19 protein-coding genes are annotated in these 16,975 nt (G+C 57.2%); 9 read left to right on the forward strand and 10 right to left on the reverse strand.

Features of this window, described 5'->3' with window-relative positions; translation table 11 throughout:
- Window positions 1-2: 2 nt before the first annotated feature.
- From zwf to ACR0KN_RS20795, 3 genes are all read right to left on the reverse strand, one after another.
- On the reverse strand, window positions 3-1,448 hold the full coding sequence (gene zwf / locus ACR0KN_RS20785; protein ID WP_480656254.1) for a glucose-6-phosphate dehydrogenase: 1,446 nt from the start codon (window positions 1,446-1,448) through the stop codon (window positions 3-5).
- A 164-nt stretch (window positions 1,449-1,612) separates the two neighbouring features.
- Complete coding sequence (ptsP, locus tag ACR0KN_RS20790; protein ID WP_480656256.1) at window positions 1,613-3,856, reverse strand: phosphoenolpyruvate--protein phosphotransferase; 2,244 nt, start codon at window positions 3,854-3,856, stop codon at window positions 1,613-1,615.
- Window positions 3,857-3,901: 45 nt separating this feature from the next.
- Complete coding sequence (locus ACR0KN_RS20795; protein ID WP_010441694.1) at window positions 3,902-5,140, reverse strand: aspartate kinase; 1,239 nt, start codon at window positions 5,138-5,140, stop codon at window positions 3,902-3,904.
- Between the two features lie 154 nt (window positions 5,141-5,294).
- Between ACR0KN_RS20795 and ACR0KN_RS20800 the strand changes: the two genes are divergently transcribed.
- Window positions 5,295-5,651: a hypothetical protein gene (locus ACR0KN_RS20800; protein ID WP_010441693.1), complete on the forward strand. Its 357-nt coding sequence runs from the start codon at window positions 5,295-5,297 to the stop codon at window positions 5,649-5,651.
- Here ACR0KN_RS20800 and ACR0KN_RS20805 read toward each other — a convergent pair.
- The 5 genes from ACR0KN_RS20805 to ACR0KN_RS20825 all read right to left on the reverse strand — a co-directional run bounded on the left by ACR0KN_RS20805 (window position 5,645) and on the right by ACR0KN_RS20825 (window position 8,698).
- Window positions 5,645-6,283: an SDR family NAD(P)-dependent oxidoreductase gene (locus tag ACR0KN_RS20805; RefSeq protein ID WP_480656258.1), complete on the reverse strand. Its 639-nt coding sequence runs from the start codon at window positions 6,281-6,283 to the stop codon at window positions 5,645-5,647. The two genes, ACR0KN_RS20800 and ACR0KN_RS20805, sit on opposite strands and share 7 nt — an antisense overlap.
- 3 nt (window positions 6,284-6,286) lie before the next feature.
- A complete protein-coding gene (locus ACR0KN_RS20810; RefSeq protein ID WP_170779378.1) occupies window positions 6,287-6,748 on the reverse strand; it encodes a DUF1178 family protein in 462 nt (153 codons plus the stop codon).
- Window positions 6,749-6,819: 71 nt separating this feature from the next.
- Window positions 6,820-7,281, reverse strand: coding sequence for an NUDIX hydrolase (locus ACR0KN_RS20815; protein WP_260023036.1), 462 nt, complete (start codon window positions 7,279-7,281; stop codon window positions 6,820-6,822).
- 101 nt (window positions 7,282-7,382) lie between these two features.
- Window positions 7,383-8,150 carry an EcsC family protein gene (locus tag ACR0KN_RS20820; RefSeq protein WP_170473211.1) on the reverse strand — a complete coding sequence of 256 codons (768 nt, stop codon included), beginning with the start codon at window positions 8,148-8,150 and terminating at the stop codon, window positions 7,383-7,385.
- 53 nt (window positions 8,151-8,203) lie between these two features.
- The gene (locus ACR0KN_RS20825; RefSeq protein WP_480656261.1) at window positions 8,204-8,698 is read right to left on the reverse strand and encodes a GNAT family N-acetyltransferase; all 495 of its coding nucleotides are present in this window, start codon (window positions 8,696-8,698) and stop codon (window positions 8,204-8,206) included.
- 72 nt (window positions 8,699-8,770) lie between these two features.
- On the opposite strand from ACR0KN_RS20825, the gene ACR0KN_RS20830 reads away from it, so the two are divergent.
- Both ACR0KN_RS20830 and ACR0KN_RS20835 read left to right on the forward strand, forming a co-directional pair.
- Window positions 8,771-9,376, forward strand: coding sequence for a flavin reductase family protein (locus ACR0KN_RS20830; RefSeq protein WP_480656263.1), 606 nt, complete (start codon window positions 8,771-8,773; stop codon window positions 9,374-9,376).
- Window positions 9,376-10,020: a CatB-related O-acetyltransferase gene (locus ACR0KN_RS20835; protein WP_480656265.1), complete on the forward strand. Its 645-nt coding sequence runs from the start codon at window positions 9,376-9,378 to the stop codon at window positions 10,018-10,020. Before ACR0KN_RS20830 ends, ACR0KN_RS20835 begins: the two co-directional genes overlap by 1 nt.
- A 30-nt stretch (window positions 10,021-10,050) precedes the next feature.
- Here the strand turns inward: ACR0KN_RS20835 and ACR0KN_RS20840 are convergent, their stop codons facing one another.
- Window positions 10,051-11,685, reverse strand: coding sequence for a SulP family inorganic anion transporter (locus tag ACR0KN_RS20840; protein WP_480656267.1), 1,635 nt, complete (start codon window positions 11,683-11,685; stop codon window positions 10,051-10,053).
- 205 nt (window positions 11,686-11,890) lie between these two features.
- On the opposite strand from ACR0KN_RS20840, the gene ACR0KN_RS20845 reads away from it, so the two are divergent.
- Window positions 11,891-12,763: an S-methyl-5'-thioadenosine phosphorylase gene (locus ACR0KN_RS20845; protein WP_480656269.1), complete on the forward strand. Its 873-nt coding sequence runs from the start codon at window positions 11,891-11,893 to the stop codon at window positions 12,761-12,763.
- A 2-nt stretch (window positions 12,764-12,765) separates the two neighbouring features.
- Here the strand turns inward: ACR0KN_RS20845 and ACR0KN_RS20850 are convergent, their stop codons facing one another.
- A complete protein-coding gene (locus ACR0KN_RS20850) occupies window positions 12,766-13,623 on the reverse strand; it encodes an alpha/beta hydrolase (protein WP_480656271.1) in 858 nt (285 codons plus the stop codon).
- Window positions 13,624-13,845: 222 nt separating this feature from the next.
- Between ACR0KN_RS20850 and ACR0KN_RS20855 the strand changes: the two genes are divergently transcribed.
- The 5 genes from ACR0KN_RS20855 to ACR0KN_RS20875 all read left to right on the forward strand — a co-directional run bounded on the left by ACR0KN_RS20855 (window position 13,846) and on the right by ACR0KN_RS20875 (window position 16,965).
- On the forward strand, window positions 13,846-14,676 hold the full coding sequence (locus ACR0KN_RS20855; RefSeq protein WP_480656273.1) for a heparan-alpha-glucosaminide N-acetyltransferase domain-containing protein: 831 nt from the start codon (window positions 13,846-13,848) through the stop codon (window positions 14,674-14,676).
- Window positions 14,661-14,861 carry a DUF418 domain-containing protein gene (locus tag ACR0KN_RS20860; protein ID WP_480656275.1) on the forward strand — a complete coding sequence of 67 codons (201 nt, stop codon included), beginning with the start codon at window positions 14,661-14,663 and terminating at the stop codon, window positions 14,859-14,861. The genes ACR0KN_RS20855 and ACR0KN_RS20860 overlap by 16 nt, the downstream gene beginning before the upstream one ends.
- Before the next feature lie 52 nt (window positions 14,862-14,913).
- Window positions 14,914-15,543, forward strand: a complete 630-nt coding sequence (locus ACR0KN_RS20865; protein WP_480656277.1) for a LysE family translocator — start codon at window positions 14,914-14,916, stop codon at window positions 15,541-15,543.
- A gap of 228 nt (window positions 15,544-15,771) precedes the next feature.
- Window positions 15,772-16,311, forward strand: a complete 540-nt coding sequence (locus ACR0KN_RS20870; RefSeq protein ID WP_480656279.1) for an adenine phosphoribosyltransferase — start codon at window positions 15,772-15,774, stop codon at window positions 16,309-16,311.
- 171 nt (window positions 16,312-16,482) lie between these two features.
- Window positions 16,483-16,965 (forward strand): fasciclin domain-containing protein, encoded by a 483-nt coding sequence (locus tag ACR0KN_RS20875; RefSeq protein ID WP_480656281.1) that lies wholly within the window; start codon window positions 16,483-16,485, stop codon window positions 16,963-16,965.
- Window positions 16,966-16,975 lie beyond the last annotated feature (10 nt).

Raw genomic sequence — 16,975 nt, forward strand, 5'->3', positions numbered from 1 at the left:
GATTACCCTCCGATCTGACGCCAGCGGCGCCCATCGCGATGCATCAGCATCAGTGCTTCCTCGGGGCCGGAACTGCCCTGATCGTATTTCGCAGGCTTGTCTCCACGATCTTCCCAGCCGCGAATGATCGGATCGACCCAGGCCCAGGCGGCTTCGGCTTCGTCCCCACGCATGAACAAAGTCTGATCACCCCGGATCACATCCATGATCAAGCGTTCATAGGCGTCCGGGGATTGGCCATCATCGCCCAAAGCGTCCGCGAAGCTCATGTCGAGCGCAACGTCTGACAGGCGGAAACCGCCCTGCCCCGGTTCCTTAATCGTCGTGCGCAGAGTGATGCCTTCGTCCGGTTGCAGGCGGATCACCAGCACGTTGCCATGCAGCGGGCCGACATTCGGGAAGATCGTGTGCGGAGGATCGCGGAAGAACACCGCGATCTCGGATTCGCGTGCCCGCAACCGTTTACCCGTGCGCAGATAGAATGGCACTCCGGCCCAGCGCCAGTTGCCGATATGCGCCTTCAGCGCAATGAAGCTTTCGGTACGGCTGGCGGGGTTGCCGACGTGATCCAGATAGCCATCGCCCCCTTTTTCGGTGCGATACTGACCACGAGCGATATCCTTGGGTTCCACCGGCTCCAGCGCTTCGATCACTTTGACCTTCTCATCGCGCACCGCGTTGGGTGAGAATTTCGAAGGCGGTTCCATCGCTGTCAGGCACAGCAATTGAACCAGATGGTTCTGAATCATGTCCCGCATTGCACCGGACTGATCGTAATAAGCGCCGCGCCCTTCGACGCCCACGGTCTCGGCCACGGTGATCTGAACATGGTCCACATGGGTGGCGTTCCAGAGCGGTTCGAACAGGGAATTGGCAAAGCGCAAAGCCATCAGGTTCTGCACGGTTTCTTTGCCCAAATAGTGGTCGATCCGGTAAATCTGATGCTCTTCGAAACAGGCGCGCAGGCCCTCATTCAACGCTTTGGCTGATGCCAGATCGTGACCAAAAGGTTTCTCGACCACGATACGGCTGTCCGGCGTGGCCAACCCGTTATCGTTTAGCCGTTGTGCGATACCTGAGAAGAGACTGGGGCCCACGGACAGGTAAAATGCGCGAACCACATCCGGACGCAGCGCCTTGGCCAAATCGGACCAACCTGCGTCACCCAGCGCATCTACCGGAACGTACTCGACGCGAGACAGAAAGCGATCAAGCGTGTCTTTTTTGAATCCTGGCGCAAACTCTTGCATCGAAGCACGCAGCTGTTCGCGGAAGCCATCGCTGTCCATGTCGGATCGGGCGGTTCCGATGATGCGCGCATCCTCCGGCATCTGGCCGACCTCGAACCGGTGATACAGGCCCGGCAGGATCTTGCGTTGCGCCAGATCGCCCGTCGCACCGAACAAAACAAGGTCGAACGGATCAACCGGAATTACGCGTGAGACCATTGCAAGGCTCCTTTCGACTTCCCCGCCAGATTAGGCAAGGATTCAGCCCGGGACTAAACGCATGTGCGTCATAATTAATGTTATCGCTAACATTCATCGGCTGAATAAGAAACCCGAACGCAAAAATCAAGCTCGGATTTACAATCAACATCGCAGAAGGCCGGTCAGGATTGTGTTCGCAGCCAATCCATCACCGCAGGTCGCACGGATTGTTCGCCGCGATGGCGGGCATCGGCGATAATCTTGCGCACTTCCTGAAGGTTCGATCGCAGCATCAGGCTTTTGACCGGCCCGATTGAAGCGGGGCGCATCGACAGCGTCCGAATACCCATCGCAGCGAGGCACAGCGCCTCGACCGGGCGACCGGCATCTTCACCACAGAAGCTAAGCGGAGTTTCGGAAATCGCGCATCGTTCCACAATACGTTCGATAAAACTCAGAAAGCTGACATTCAACGTATCATAACGACGACGCACCAGCTCATTCTCGCGGTCGGCGGCGAAGAAGAATTGTTTCAAGTCGTTGCCACCGATCGAGATAAAGCCCACCTCGTCAAAGAACTTCTGTGGCGCAAAGGCGAGCGAGGGCGTTTCCAGCATCGCCCCAACCTCGAGTGTTTCGGGCAAAACGTGACCCAGCCGACGTTCACGTTCGATGGTTTTCTTGACCTCCCAGCGCGCTTCCCTGAATTCATCTGCCTGCGCGACAAACGGGAACATGACCGTCAGGGGTCGCCCATCGGCGGCACGGATCAGCGCCTGTAGCTGCATCCGCATCACGCCGCGTTTGTCCAGTCCGACGCGAATCGCGCGCCAGCCCAGCGCCGGATTCGGTTCTTCCACGTGCTTCATGTAGGGCAGAACTTTGTCCGACCCGATATCCAGTGTTCGGAACACCACTCGCTTTTCGCCCGCCGCATCCAGGACCCGTTTGTATTGCGTTACAAGCTCGGATCGTTTCGGCATCTGATTGCGGATCAGGAATTGCAGCTCGGTGCGGAACAGACCCACGCCTTCGGCACCCGAGTTATTCAGTGATGGCAAATCAGCCATCAAACCCGCGTTCATCACCATGTTGATACGCGCACCATCCTGCGTCACTGTCGGCGTTTCGCGGATCGACGCGTAGCGTTCCTGCGCCTTGGCTTCCATCGCGATCTTGTCGCGGAAGGCACTGACCACGGTGTCTTCGGGGCGCAGATGCACGACGCCGCTATCCCCATCAACCAGAATGTGATCACCATTCAGTGCTTCGGTTGTGATACGGCCCACATGCACCACCAGCGGGATTGCCAGAGCGCGTGCCACGATGGTTGCATGGCTGCCAACCGAGCCTTCTTCCAACACGATGCCTTTGAGCGATCGGCCATATTCCAGCAAGTCTCCAGGGCCGATGTTACGGGCGATCAGGATCGGATCGGGCGGTAGATCAGCCCCGTTGCCATTGCCCTGACCGGTCAGAATCCGCAGTAACCGGTTGCTGAGATCGTCCAGATCCGCCAACCGTTCACGCAAGTACGGATCAGTGACCTGCCCCATGCGGGCGCGGGCCTGGGATTGCTCTTTCTCGACCGCCGCCTCGGCGCTGAGGCCAAGGGCGATGTCTTCCTCCATCCGGCGCATCCAGCCCTTGGAGTTGGCAAACATCCGGTAAGCTTCCAGAACCTGCAACTGCTCCTTGTCGCCACCCTGAGAAATCTCGAGCATCTTGTCGACGCCAACGCGTAGCTCTTCAACAGCTTCGCTCAGCCGCTCGCGCTCACGATGCGGATCTTCGGCGATTGGGTTGGTGACTACGACGCGTGGCTCGTGCAGCCAGACATGACCTTCAGCAGACCCTTCCTGCGCAGGTCCCCCATTCAATTGCACCGACTGCTGATGAAGCGGTGACAAGGCTGCGCCTTCGCCCACGAATGCGCCCAGTTCGGCCATTTCAGCCAGAACCATCGCGACCACTTCCAGCGCATAGACCTCATCCGCTGAAAACTCACGCGCGTCCCGTGACTGCACAACCAGTACGCCAAGCTTCTGCCCCAGACGCTGCACCGGAACACCCAGGAACGACGAATACCGTTCCTCGCCGGTTTCCGGCATGTACCGAAACCCCTTGGCTGACGGCGCATCGGCGGTATTGACCACCTTGCCGTATTTGGCGACGCGTCCAACCAGCCCCTCACCCATGCGCATCCGGGTCTGGTGCACGGCTTCGGGTGATAAACCTTCTGTGGCGCAAAGCTCCAGCGTGTCTTCATCGCGGAACAGATAGATCGAGCACACTTCGCGTTCGGTACTGTCTGCGATCAGATGCGTGATCCGGTCAAGACGTTCCTGACCGGCGGCCTCGCTGGCCATTTCTTCGCGCAGCCGCCCCAGCAGCTTGCGAGATTCTGTTTCCGTGCCTTCCGCCATGGCCCACCCACGTTACGGTTTCAGACGGGACACGTGGCTGAAAACTCAGGCCGCCTTGTCCAGTTCAAAGGCATCATGCAGTGCCTGAACCGCAAGTTCCATGTATTTCCTGTCGATCAGGACGGAAATTTTTATCTCGGAGGTTGTAATGACCTTTATGTTGATCCCCTCATCCGAGAGAATCTTGAACATCTTGGCCGCAACACCGGATTGCGAGCGCATGCCGATCCCCACAACCGACACCTTGCAGACATCTTCGTCAGCAACCAGTTCGGCATAGTTCAGCTCACCCTGTTCCTTGATCGCCAGCAGGGCCTTTTCGGCCCGCGCAACCTGATTGGTCGGGCAGGAGAACGTCATGTCGGTACGCCCTTCGTCCGAGATGTTCTGGACGATCATGTCAACGTTGATGCCTTCATCGCTGAGTGCGGTGAAGATGATCGAGGCAATTCCGGGACGGTCGGCAACCGAGACAACGGTCATCTTTGCCTCATCCCGTGAATAGGCCACGCCCGAGACTACATTGGATTCCATGATTTCCTCCTCGTCGACGACCAGCGTACCAGCCTCGTCGGATTGTTCCTCAAAGCTTGAGAGAACGCGCAGTTTCACCTTGTAGCGCATCGCCAGCTCGACCGAGCGGGTCTGCAGCACCTTGGCCCCAAGAGAGGCCAGTTCGAGCATTTCCTCAAACGAGATCCGATCCAGCTTGCGCGCTTTCTCGCAGATGCGCGGGTCGGTGGTGTAGACGCCGTCCACATCTGTGTAGATATCACAGCGCTCGGCGTCGAACGCTGCAGCGAATGCCACGGCGGTGGTATCAGACCCACCGCGGCCCAATGTGGTGATCCGTCCTTCGGGGCTGATGCCCTGAAAGCCTGCCACCACCGCAACACGCATGCCTTCGTCAAACTTCTGAGTAATGTTCTCCGGCGGGATCTCTTCGATCCGGGCAGCCGAATGGGCGCCGTTCGTGATCAGAGGCACCTGCCAGCCCTGCCAACTGCGCGCCGGGATTTCCATTTCTTGCAGCGTCAACGCCATCAGGCCTGCGGTAACATTTTCACCCGAAGAGACAACGGCATCGTATTCTCGCGCATCATAGAGGGGCGAGATTTCATCGACCCAACCTACCAGCTCGTTGGTTTTACCCGACATGGCCGAAACGATGACGATCACGTCATAGCCCTTGGCGACCTCGACACCGACCCGTTTTGCAGCGCGGCGGATCCGGTCCAGATTGGCGACCGACGTGCCGCCGAATTTCATCACGAGTACGGGCATGAGGCCAAAGTCTCCGCGCCTTGAATTTCTGATCCCGTGCGTCTTATGCGAGGGGGGGCGTAAGGGCAAGTGGGCAAAGTCTGCGCAGCAGTGCTTTACTTTGATCGCACGTGATGTAAGCGTTCCATCAACATCTTATTCCAAGAGGATTTCCATGTTCCGCTTTGCCCTTGCCCTGACTCTGATCTCAACCGCTGCCAATGCCCAAGTGGCCACCCTGTCGGGAACGGACGGTGAGAATTCACTGGGCACGGTACCTTGCGCGGCTTTGGCGGGTGACACACTGGCCAGCTGTCCTGCCGAATTGCGCAAGCGTGAAGATGGGACCGCGACGCTGGCGGTACAGTTGAACACCGGCGAGGTGCGGCGGATCTATTTTACCAAGGGCGTGCCTGATTCCAGCAGTTCGACATCGAATCTGACATATGAAACACGCGGCGACATTATGGTAATTTTCATCGAGCCCGGAGAAGTCTATGAACTCCCCAAAGCGGCCTTGAACACTCAGTAAGGGTGTGCGCGACCGTCCCATGTTTCAAAACAACCGGTGGTGTCGAGCGAAAGCGCCGCAAAGCGCTCGATCAGGCCATCCGCCGCTTGATCTACGCTGATCTCTGCGCTGGTTCCGCCCATATCGGTCTGCACCCAACCCGGATGATAGATTCCGACCGCAATTCCATCTGCCTGTAGATCCGACGCAAGGTTGCGACCCAGATTCAGAACCGCTGCTTTTGAAGCGCGATAGATATAGCTGCCACCGGGTGCGCGCGTATGTGATGCCATCTGAGAAGAGACAATCGCAATTCGTCCCCGCCCCGCACGCAGGTTCGGCAATAGTGATTGAATAGTCAGGAACACGCCGGTCACATTGGTGGCGAAGCTCTGCGCCCACATCTCAGCGGGATAACCGTTAAGGTCGTGACCTTTATCCAAATACACACCCGCATTGCAGATCAGAAGATCGATCGGGCGACCTTGTAATTGCTCGGCCATCGCCGCGTGATGGGCCGGATCTGTGACATCTAATACGATGTCGGCACTACCGTCTCGCGACGTCCCTATCACATCTTGGCCTGCGGCACGGTATTGATCCGCCAGGGTTTTTCCGATCCCCCGGTTCGCGCCAGTAATAACGATATGCATTGGTCAGTTGGTCTTACGGCTGGGGACAAACGGCAGTGGCGCGACGGGCACGCCATCTTCAATCAGTGACTGCGCCTCTTCGGGCTGTGCCTCACCATAGATGGCGCGCTCGGGCGCATCACCCAAATGTATTTTGCGCGCCTCGCTGGCGAAATCCTTGCCTACATAGTCAGAGTTTTCTTCGACCTTGCGACGCAGTTCGCTCAACACTTCTTGGATCTCGGGCGAAGGTTTTGCCATATTGATCTCATCTGTTGGCGCTGGCGTCGGCGCCGGAGTTGTATTGGCAACGGTATCTCGTGCAGGCCGAACCCGCGGTGTCATGATCGCCTTTTCCACCTGATCGCAACCACAAACGGCGCAGGTGACCAACCCGGTGTTTGCCAACTTGTCAAACGCAGCGGCTGATTGGAACCAGCTATCAAAGCTGTGGCCTTGGCTACATTTCAATGCGTATTGAATCATGGTGTTTCCAGTTTACGGTTGGCGAATAGATACCGACCAACATGGCAATATCAAGTCTTGATCTTGACCCACTAGTGCGAATGGCCGCCGAATCCGTCCAAAAGTGCAGCAAGCTCAGGGGATGACACCTTCGCCGATGCTTTTTCAGGCGAATACCACTTCCTTCTGCGTTTACCGGCTTCGGGGAAACGAGTTTCCATTTGCTGTACATACAGCGGAAAAACATCAACCAGACACAACGCAGAGGCATTGTTAGATCGCTTCTTTACGTATGCAAATCGGCCCAGACTTTCAGTTCCACATTTTCCAAGCACGCCCGCCTCTTCCCAGGCCTCCCGCGCGGCAGTTTCTGGCGCAGATAGCCCGTTGATGAGCCACCCTTTTGGAATGATCCAGCGTTGCGCCCGACGGGTCGTGATCAACAAAATTTCAGGCGCACCACATTTGATGCGATAACAAAGTGCAGCAGATTGGGTAAACACAGGCAGCGCCCCGGACAGAGAAAGCCCCTCTGCCGAAAGCCTGCTAGCCACGCCACTGCGCCCGTCAAACACGGTTCATACCTACTGCTCGCTCCGCTTATGTTGCGGTTTATAAAGTGATATTTATCATATCTGGTGGAATCTGCCAAGCATTACGGGAAAGTTCCTTGCCTAAGGTCCATCCGTCCCGACAATCGGCGCACCAACTCGTCATGAGGGATGTCGGCGTCAATTGCCAATCGACGGAGCCCGAAATGCACCTGCGCGATCTGCTGATAGTAGCGGGTATAAATAAAGTTCGTGCCACCCCCGGCAAGCGCACCAAGCAGCGGTACGGACTGCGCCGCGAGCTTCTGGCCCAGCACGACCGACAATCGCGGAGCAACCAGCGCAATCAGGCGCTGCATGGTTGGCCCCGTCAGGGTCAGACGCATCGAGAAAAAGCCCAGATCAGCCCCATCATCCTCGGCCAGCGGCCCTGCGGCTGACAGCACCCGGATCGAGTCGAATTTCACGTTTTCAGCCTTCGGATCGAACCCTTCGCGTGCTGCCGCGCCTTGGATGGCACGTAGCATCATTGCTGTGGTCGCGGGCAGTTCAACCAAAGCTGTTGACACGCCGCCCAGGCCTCCGGCTGCGCCCATGGCGGTAGTCAGCGCCGTATTGACCCAAGGTTTCTGATCCGGCACCGCCCGGCGCGTGCCTTCGGCGGCATGCATGGCCAGCCAAAGCGCCTGTTCGGTTGCTTCGGTCAGTCCTTCCCGCACTGGTTTTGGCAGCTGATCCAGCAGGGATTCTGCAGACCCGCCCAATTTGTTCAACAGGTTTACCCCCGCACCACCTGCCGATCCATAAAGTTGCGCCAGCCGGTCAAGTTCGGCCTCGGGATCGAGTTTTTCGACAAGAACAACGTCCTGCATCTGTGCCCTCCTGTTCTGAAAACATCGGCACTTTGCGGCGGGTTTTCAATGGGTCAGCGCGTCCAGCGGGTGACAACTCCTTGGATTCCAGACCAAACTCCAGGAATTAGCTCTAACCCAAGCACGCGATCTGGGTTGGTGGGTGGGGGCATCTCAACACCGGTGAGCCGATTGAAACCAAATCGCGCATAATAGGGCGCATCACCCACCAACATGACACGATCCCAGCCTTTGGCGCGCCCGGCTTCAACGCCCTGGTGGATCAGATAGCCGCCCAACCCCTCACCTTGATGGGTTGGATGCACGGCCACCGGACCTAGCAGCAATGCGTCGTGATCCTCTATGTGCACGGGCCAAAACCGGATCGCACCCGCCAGAATACCCTGCCCATCACGCGCAACCTGCGATAGCCCGGCAACCGGAGGCACGTCATCGCGCAGCCGATAGGACGACAGTGCCTCACGCCCCGGTGCAAAGCACAGGTCATATAGTGCCTCAACCTCCCACCAGTCCTCTGGCTCTTCCGGCCTGATTATGAATTGCTGCACGCGCGCCCTCTTTTCCTTGCTGGAATTCGCCCTAGCACTTCGATACGCCTTGGGCAAACGCTTGGAGATCTTATGTTCTATCGCCCCGAAGACGGCCACGGCCTGCCGCACAATCCCTTCAACGCAATCATCACGCCGCGCCCGATTGGCTGGATTTCAACGCGCGATGCGGATGGAATTAACAATCTGGCCCCCTATTCCTTCTTTAACGGCGTCGCCTACACGCCGCCTCAGGTGATGTTTGCCACAACGGGCACAAAGCACGATCAGGACGGCGGCAAGGACAGCATCGCCAATATCGAGGCAACCGGCGTGTTCTGCGTGAACGTCGTGGCCCATGCGCATCGTGACGCGATGAATGCCAGCTCGGAAGGTCTGGCAAAGCACATTGACGAATTCGCCCATGCCGGGCTGACCCCGATTGAATGCGAAACGATCGCCTGCTCGCGGGTCGCAGGCGCGCCCGCAGCGCTGGAATGCAAACTGACGCGGATCGTGACCCTACCGGGTGAGGCAAATCGAGTGGTATTCGGAGAGGTCACCGGCATTCATCTGCAGGACGACCATATTCGCGATGGCAAGTTTGACGTGACCTCGTTCAATCCCCTCGCGCGGCTGGGATATCGGGACTATTCTGTAGTGACAGAATTGTTCAGCCTTTCACGACCGGATGACTGATGCCGCTGCCCGATCCACTTCGCAGATATCCGATCTCTCTACCCGACGGATCTAGCCACAAGGGAACGGTATTCTTATCTCAGGCCGTCGATCATCCCCGGTTCGAGGCCGGAGCTTACACGTATGCTTCAGATTTTGATGCGCCGCAGGACTGGGCGCAGCGGCTTGCACCGTATCTGTTTCCCTTTTCGGAAGAAAAACTGGTGCTCGGCAAGTTCTGCCAGATCGCTCATGGGGTAAGGTTTATCACCGCTTCAGCAAACCACGCGACCGATGGGTTGACCTGCTTTCCGTTTCCGATCTTCAATCCGGATCGCATGACAGGCTACCAGCCTGACACACGTGACACGGTTATTGGGCACGATGTCTGGATCGGTTTCGGGGCGCTGATCCTGCCCGGCGCACGGATCGGAAATGGCGCAATCATCGGCGCAGGCTCGATCGTGCGCGGTGAGGTTCCACCCTATGCGGTTGTTACCGGTAATCCAGCGGAAATCCGACGCTACCGTTTTGATCGCCATGTGATCGAGCGGTTGCAAGCATTGCGCTGGTGGGATTGGCCCGCTGATACCATCGCACAGGCCGAAGAAGCGCTGCTCTCGGGTGATATCAACGCATTGGAGCAGATCGCTTTGCAGAAATAAGGCGGCCAATCAGGCCGCCTTTCCCAGTATTCAGTGCCCACCTAGAATTCCGGTCCGAACCGAATAATCGACAGCCAGCTCGTAATCCGGGTCATCATCGCTATCGACCATCAGGTGGCCGGCCTTGTTCAGTAGCGTGTGACAGTCGCGGCTGAGATGCCGCAGCATAACCCGCTTGCCCGCCGCCTCATATTTTGAAGCGATATTCTCGATGGCCTGCAGCGCGGATTGATCCACCACGCGGCTGGCTGCAAAGTCGATAATGACGGTCTCGGGGTCGTTATGTACCTCGAACAGTTCCACGAATCCTTCGGACGAGCCAAAGAACAGCGGGCCCTGGATCTCATAGACCTTCGCACCCTCTTCCGTTTCCGAGTCGCGCGTGACCGCATGGATGCGTTTCGCGTTATTCCAAGCGTATGCCAATGCCGAGACGATCACCCCGACCACAACAGCCACCGCAAGGTCCTCCATTACGGTCACGACTGTCACCAGTACGATCACGAACGCGTCCATCAAAGGCACCTTGCGCATGATCTTCAGCGAGTTCCAGGCGAAGGTGCCGATCACCACCATGAACATCACACCTACCAGCGCTGCGAGCGGTATTTGTTCGATCAACCGAGAGCCGACGAGGATAAACAGTAACAGGAACAGCGCCGCGGCGATGCCTGCGATACGCGTACGCCCACCGGATTTCACGTTGATCATCGACTGGCCGATCATGGCACAGCCGCCCATACCGCCAAAAAAGCCGGTGACCACGTTGGCGGTTCCTTGCGCGATGCACTCCTGCGAAGCACCGCCGCGTTTGCCGGTGATTTCACCCACAAGGTTCAGTGTCAGCAGAGATTCGATCAGGCCGATTGCCGCAAGGATCAGCGCATAGGGCAGGATGATTTCAAAGGTTTCCCAGTTTAGTGGAACCATCGGGATATGTAATTTAGGCAAACCGCCTTCGATCGATGCCAGATCGCCGACGCGCGGGACGTCCAGCCCAATGCCGATTACTAGCGCAGCGACGACTACGATCCCGGCCAACGGTGCAGGGATGATGCGAGTGATGCGGGGCATGACCCAGATCACCGCCATGGTCAGTCCGACCAAGCCAAGCATTGTATAAAGCTGCAGGCCTGACAACCACTCACCACCACTCATTCCGTGGCCGGTGTTTTCCATGGTGCCAGGTACTTTGAACTGGCCCAGCTGCGCCAGAAAGATCACAATCGCCAGACCGTTCACAAAGCCCAGCATGACCGGATGCGGCACTAGGCGGATAAACCGGCCCCAGTGCATTGCTCCTGCGATAATCTGCATGATCCCCATCAGCACCACCGTTGCGAACAGGTATTCGACCCCGTGCTGCGCGACCAGTGCGACCATGACAACCGCTAGTGCCCCGGTTGCGCCCGAAATCATGCCCGGACGGCCACCGATCAGCGCGGTGATCAGACCAACCAGAAATGCCGCGTACAATCCGACCAGAGGGTGCACCCCCGCAACAAAGGCAAAGGCCACAGCTTCGGGGACCAGAGCCAAAGCGACGGTGAGGCCAGACAAAAGCTCGATCCGCAGGCGGGAAAAGGTTAGCCCTTCGTCCGGGACCCAGCGCAAATCGGGTTTGGCTATACGATTGGCAAAGCTTGCCAGCATGGCTCGGGGCATGGATCGGTCCTGTTGGTCGGTTTTGTTCGCGCGAAAGGGGCCTTCTAGCGGTCAAACCAGCCTCGAGATACTGCGCTAAGCGGGACCCTGATATGCGCCCGGCGCATAGCTTGACGCAGGTGCACACAAACCGTTGAACCTACTTGTCAAAAGAGGCCGTGGCCCGCAGAACTCACCAAGAAGATATTTTCAACGGAGAGCAAACGTGACCCAAACAAAAATCGCCGTCATCGGAGGATCGGGTATCTATGACATCGATGGTCTGGAAAATGCCGAATGGGTCACTGTGGAGACACCATGGGGCGATCCCTCAGATCAGATTCTGACCGGGTCACTGGACGGTATTGAGATGGCCTTTCTACCGCGTCATGGGCGCGGTCATGTGCATTCACCGACCGAAGTGCCCTATCGCGCCAATATCGACGCGTTGAAGCGGCTGGGCGTAACGGATGTGATTTCGGTTTCGGCCTGCGGGTCATTCCGCGAACATATGGCGCCGGGTGATTTCGTGATCGTGGATCAGTTCATCGACCGGACATTTGCCCGCGAAAAGAGCTTTTTCGGAACCGGCTGCGTTGCTCATGTGAGCGTTGCCCATCCAACCTGCCCACGCCTATCGGACGCTTGCGAGACCGCCGGCAAGACGGCAGGCATCACGATCCACCGGGGCGGCACTTATCTGGCGATGGAAGGGCCGCAGTTTTCTTCGTTGGCGGAATCCAAGATGTACCGCGAGCACTGGGGCTGTGATGTGATCGGCATGACCAATATGCCGGAAGCGAAACTCGCCCGCGAGGCCGAGCTTTGTTATGCCTCGATCGCCATGGTCACCGATTATGACAGCTGGCACCCGGACCACGGCGAGGTCGACGTAACCGCAATCATCGCCACGCTGACCGGTAATGCGGAAAAAGGCCGAGCATTGGTCAAAGGTCTGCCCGCTGTGCTGGGGGCAGAGCGCGCACCCTGCCCTCATGGCTGCGACCGGGCGCTGGAATATGCCATCCTGACTGCGCCAGAAAAGCGTGACCCGGCCTTGTTGGTCAAGCTGGATGCGGTGGCTGGGCGGGTCCTGTGATCTCAGTTCTGAGACAGGTTCTTTTGCACCTCGTCCCACAGGCCATATGACCACAGATCGTTGTGGGTTCCGTCCGGGATCACGTAAAGCTGCGCGATATCAGACATCTCGGCCAAAGCCTGTCCGTGGTGCAGCGGGATGGTTTCATCCTCGGTGCCGTGAAAGATCAACGTCGGCACCGAGATCTGTTCGATCAGGTCGCGGGTGGCAAACTGATCCTTCATCAGGACAGAGACAGGAAGAAACGGATAGCGTTCCTCAGCGACATCGACGGTTGCAGTGAATGGGGCTTCGAGCACAAGCAATTCCGCCTCGGGGCGCTCGGCAGCAACGGCGGCCGCGATGCCGGTGCCGAGGCTTTGTCCGTGCAAAACAACGGCTTCACCCTTTCCGGTCAGTCGGTCAAAAAGTTGCACGCCATCAGAGATCAGCGCCAGTTCCGTAGGCTCACCCTCGCTGCCCGGAAAGCCACGATAGCTGGGGGCCAGCAAGCCATAGCCTGAGTTGAGAATTTCGCGCAAACGATCAGCGCGATCACCCAGATTGCCGCTTTGGCCGTGGAAAAACAGGACTGTCGGTGCATCGGGAACCGCAGCCGGCGCGACCCAGACTGTCAGCACTGTGCCATCGGTCATCGGGACCGATTGCATCTCAACATCTGCCAATCCAACGCTGGACGGGTCGGGCAATTCACCATCGGGTTTGTAAAGCAGGGATTGCTGGTTAAGAAACATGTAACCGACGATGCCTGCATAGATGATCGCACCGGTCAGCAGCAGCCCAACCAGAATGTTTTTTACGCGCTCAACGCCAAAGTGGCTGGAACCTGCCTTAGTATCTGCATGTTGTGTTTGAACCATTGCCCCCTCCTTTGGTCGCACTGCGAGTGTGGGAAGTCTTAAGCGCGTTTCAAGATGCATGAGCCAAGCTTCATCCAATCTTAAATCTGCTGCCGCAATGCAAGAACCCCTGGCGTTTGAGATAGCGGCAGTTGAATTGCCCTGATGCCACGCCATGTTGAAGCCAATTATCGACGAAAAGGCATACACTTAGCCAACCCAACCCGAGCATAGAGAGGCGTTATGAAACGTTTGGACGCGCTGGATGCTGCCCGCTTCTTAGCCTTTTGCGGTATGGTGTTGGTTAACTTCCGTATCGCAGCCGAAGTCGCTCCGGGCACTGATTGGGCCTCTGTTTTGATTGATGCGCTGGAAGGGCGCGCAGCTGCTTTATTCGTAGTTCTCGCCGGGATTGGTATCGGATTGTCACGTATCTCAGCAGGATTATTGCTACGCAGAGCTGCGTTTCTGTTTGTGATCGGTCTCATAAATATGACCATATTCGACGCCGATATCCTGCATTTCTATGCGCTTTACTTTGTAGTCGGTGCCGCGTTTCTGACGGCTTCGAAACGCGGGCTGTGGCTGGGAGCGTTGGGAATCCTGATCCTCGCAGTATTCGCCAACCTGATCTTCAACTATGATCAGGGCTGGGATTGGGAAACGCTGGTGTATACCGATCTCTGGAGCTTGCCCGGATTTTTTCGCAACGCAATTTTCAACGGCTGGCATCCGGTCTTGCCATGGGCAGCATTCCTATTGATCGGAATGGCGATCGGGCGGTCTGACATTCATATCCTTTGCATTCAGCATCGGTTGATCATGTGGGGCTTTGGCGCAGCGGTGCTGGCTCTGTTTCCGCAGATGTTAACATCAGACCCGGAATTGGCGGCCTATTTGGGGACCGAGTCGATCCCGCCCGGCCCATTCTACATAATGGCGGGGACTGGGACCGCCTGTATGGTGATCGGGTTGTTATTGAAGCTCTGGCCAATGATCGAGCGGAGTGGGATCGCGACGTTTCTGACCGCGCCGGGACGACAAAGCCTGACGTTTTTTTGGCCCATATCCTGATTGGAATGGGGCTGCTGGAAGAACTCGGACTGCTAAACGGATCGCTGAGCGCGCCGCAAATCGCGATGTACGCACTGTACTTCTGTGTCTTGTCGTCACTATTTGCCCTGCTTTGGTTCAGTAAATTCAAGCACGGACCATTAGAGACGGTGATGCGCCGCCTAACAGAACACGCAAAGGCTTGACCTCGCCGTTGCGGCGAGGCTTGGTGTGGGCGACGCATCGATAGGATTTCCAATGTCACTTGAACTCTGGCTCGCCTTTGTGGCCGCATCGACCGCTCTGCTGCTGATCCCCGGGCCGACGGTTCTGCTGGTTCTCAGCTATGCGCTGTCGAAAGGGCGTAGCGTTGCGGTTGCCTCGGCAACTGGTGTGGCTTTGGGAGATCTGGTGGCGATGACTGCATCGCTGTTGGGGCTGGGCGCGTTGGTATTGGCCTCGGCTACCATGTTCACTGTGCTGAAATGGGTGGGTGCTGTTTATCTGATTTGGCTAGGCATCAAACTTCTTCGCAGCGCGCCTTCTGGCGGTGTACAGGCTATTGAGACTGAACGAAATGTCACCGCCCGCAGTGTCTTTGGCCATGCCGCCGCCGTCACCGCGTTGAACCCGAAATCAATCGCTTTCTTCATTGCGTTTGTACCGCAGTTCCTGCGCCCGACTGATCCGCTGGGGCCGCAATTTGCAATACTGATCGCCACCTTCGTCGGTCTCGCCGGGCTAAACGCACTCGCCTATGCGCTGCTGGCGGATCGGCTGCGCCGCATGATCGGACGTACAAACGTCATCACTGCCATGACCCGGTTCGGAGGGCTGACTCTGATCGGGATGGGCGTCGCTACAGCTGTATTGCGCCGCCCTGCCTAAGGTCAGTCTTTGGCATTTTCCTTCATGAACGCCCGGATGAACCGGCGGATTGCGCGTGGCTGACGTAAACCGCGCAACTCGTGGCTCTCGAATGCTCAGTTTCGTTACCATGGCCTGCCAAACGCCATCGGCCGCCGCCGCAAGTAGCCGCAGGCGCCAAAGTTTTCTTGCATGACCGACTTTGATGGGTCAAACACCCCTGCGTGTTTGATGCCAAAGGGGTGGCCCATGTCCAGAAACAAAACGGTCAAGGATTACATTCGGACCATTGTCGATTTCCCGCATGAGGGGATCATGTTCCGGGATGTCACCACCCTGTTTGCTGATCCACGCGGGTTTCGTATGGCAATCGACCAGATGCTGCACCCCTATGCGGGCGAGCGGATCGATAAGGTCGTGGGTCTTGAGGCACGCGGCTTCATTCTGGGCGGTGCCATAGCACATCAGTTGAGCGTTGGATTTGTGCCAATTCGCAAGAAAGGCAAGCTGCCCGGCACTACGATCAGCCAAGACTATAAGCTGGAATATGGCGAAGCCATCGTTGAGATTCATGATGATGCCATCCAGCCGGGTGAAAAAATTCTGGTCGTTGACGACCTGCTCGCTACAGGCGGCACCGCTGCCGCTGGCATCAAGTTGATCGAACGGCTGGGGGGCGAGATTATCTCTTGCGCATTCATCATCGACTTGCCCAAACTAGGTGGTCGCAAAGCGCTGGAAGATCTGGGTATGGATGTGCACGTTCTGTGCGAGTTCGAAGGGCTCTGACCATCACACAATTCACGGACTCGTGACTGGAATTCGTGCAACCCGCAGGCTTAGCCCGGGTAAGGCGGATTTCAAGAAACTGCGACGCTTAATATCTCTGATCTCTTTGTGAACATACTGCGTACCCCGAATGATGCCACCTAAGGCATTCTCAACAAGGGAAATCACGTCATGTTTCGCAAATTCGCTGTTACTGGAGTTGCAAGTCTTCTGTTGACCACTTCTGCCCTGGCAGACGGGCATTCTAAAGATATCGTCGATACTGCAGTGGGTGCGGGCAGCTTCGCAACGCTCGTCGCTGCGGTACAGGCCGCCGAACTGGTTGAAACGTTAAAGGGTGACGGGCCGTTCACTGTGTTCGCGCCCACGGATGAGGCGTTTGCAGCGCTACCCGAAGGCACGGTAGAAAATCTGCTAAAGCCGGAAAACAAGGACCAACTTGTCGCGATCCTTACCTATCATGTTGTGCCTGGCAAAGTGATGTCGGGTGACTTGTCCGATGACATGACCGCCGCAACCGTACAAGGCGGGGATATTACTATCGATCTGGACAATGGCGTCATGGTGAATGATGCCAACGTGGTGCAAGCCGATGTTGAGGCCGAGAACGGCGTGATCCATGTGATCGACAAAGTTATTCTGCCTGCGTCATGAACTTGTGGCG

The sequence above is a fragment of the Ruegeria sp. AP7 genome, from assembly GCF_056539905.1.

What these genes read in the sequence shown, in the direction of transcription:
- zwf (WP_480656254.1), bottom strand. Translation starts at nt 1,448, where the DNA reads ATGGTCTCACGCGTAATTCCGGTTGATCCGTTCGACCTTGTTTTGTTC.
- ptsP (WP_480656256.1), bottom strand. Translation starts at nt 3,856, where the DNA reads ATGGCGGAAGGCACGGAAACAGAATCTCGCAAGCTGCTGGGGCGGCTG.
- ACR0KN_RS20795 (WP_010441694.1), bottom strand. Translation starts at nt 5,140, where the DNA reads ATGCCCGTACTCGTGATGAAATTCGGCGGCACGTCGGTCGCCAATCTG.
- ACR0KN_RS20800 (WP_010441693.1), top strand. Translation starts at nt 5,295, where the DNA reads ATGTTCCGCTTTGCCCTTGCCCTGACTCTGATCTCAACCGCTGCCAAT.
- ACR0KN_RS20805 (WP_480656258.1), bottom strand. Translation starts at nt 6,283, where the DNA reads ATGCATATCGTTATTACTGGCGCGAACCGGGGGATCGGAAAAACCCTG.
- ACR0KN_RS20810 (WP_170779378.1), bottom strand. Translation starts at nt 6,748, where the DNA reads ATGATTCAATACGCATTGAAATGTAGCCAAGGCCACAGCTTTGATAGC.
- ACR0KN_RS20820 (WP_170473211.1), bottom strand. Translation starts at nt 8,150, where the DNA reads ATGCAGGACGTTGTTCTTGTCGAAAAACTCGATCCCGAGGCCGAACTT.
- ACR0KN_RS20830 (WP_480656263.1), top strand. Translation starts at nt 8,771, where the DNA reads ATGTTCTATCGCCCCGAAGACGGCCACGGCCTGCCGCACAATCCCTTC.
- ACR0KN_RS20835 (WP_480656265.1), top strand. Translation starts at nt 9,376, where the DNA reads ATGCCGCTGCCCGATCCACTTCGCAGATATCCGATCTCTCTACCCGAC.
- ACR0KN_RS20840 (WP_480656267.1), bottom strand. Translation starts at nt 11,685, where the DNA reads ATGCCCCGAGCCATGCTGGCAAGCTTTGCCAATCGTATAGCCAAACCC.
- ACR0KN_RS20850 (WP_480656271.1), bottom strand. Translation starts at nt 13,623, where the DNA reads ATGGTTCAAACACAACATGCAGATACTAAGGCAGGTTCCAGCCACTTT.
- ACR0KN_RS20855 (WP_480656273.1), top strand. Translation starts at nt 13,846, where the DNA reads ATGAAACGTTTGGACGCGCTGGATGCTGCCCGCTTCTTAGCCTTTTGC.
- ACR0KN_RS20865 (WP_480656277.1), top strand. Translation starts at nt 14,914, where the DNA reads ATGTCACTTGAACTCTGGCTCGCCTTTGTGGCCGCATCGACCGCTCTG.
- ACR0KN_RS20870 (WP_480656279.1), top strand. Translation starts at nt 15,772, where the DNA reads ATGTCCAGAAACAAAACGGTCAAGGATTACATTCGGACCATTGTCGAT.
- ACR0KN_RS20875 (WP_480656281.1), top strand. Translation starts at nt 16,483, where the DNA reads ATGTTTCGCAAATTCGCTGTTACTGGAGTTGCAAGTCTTCTGTTGACC.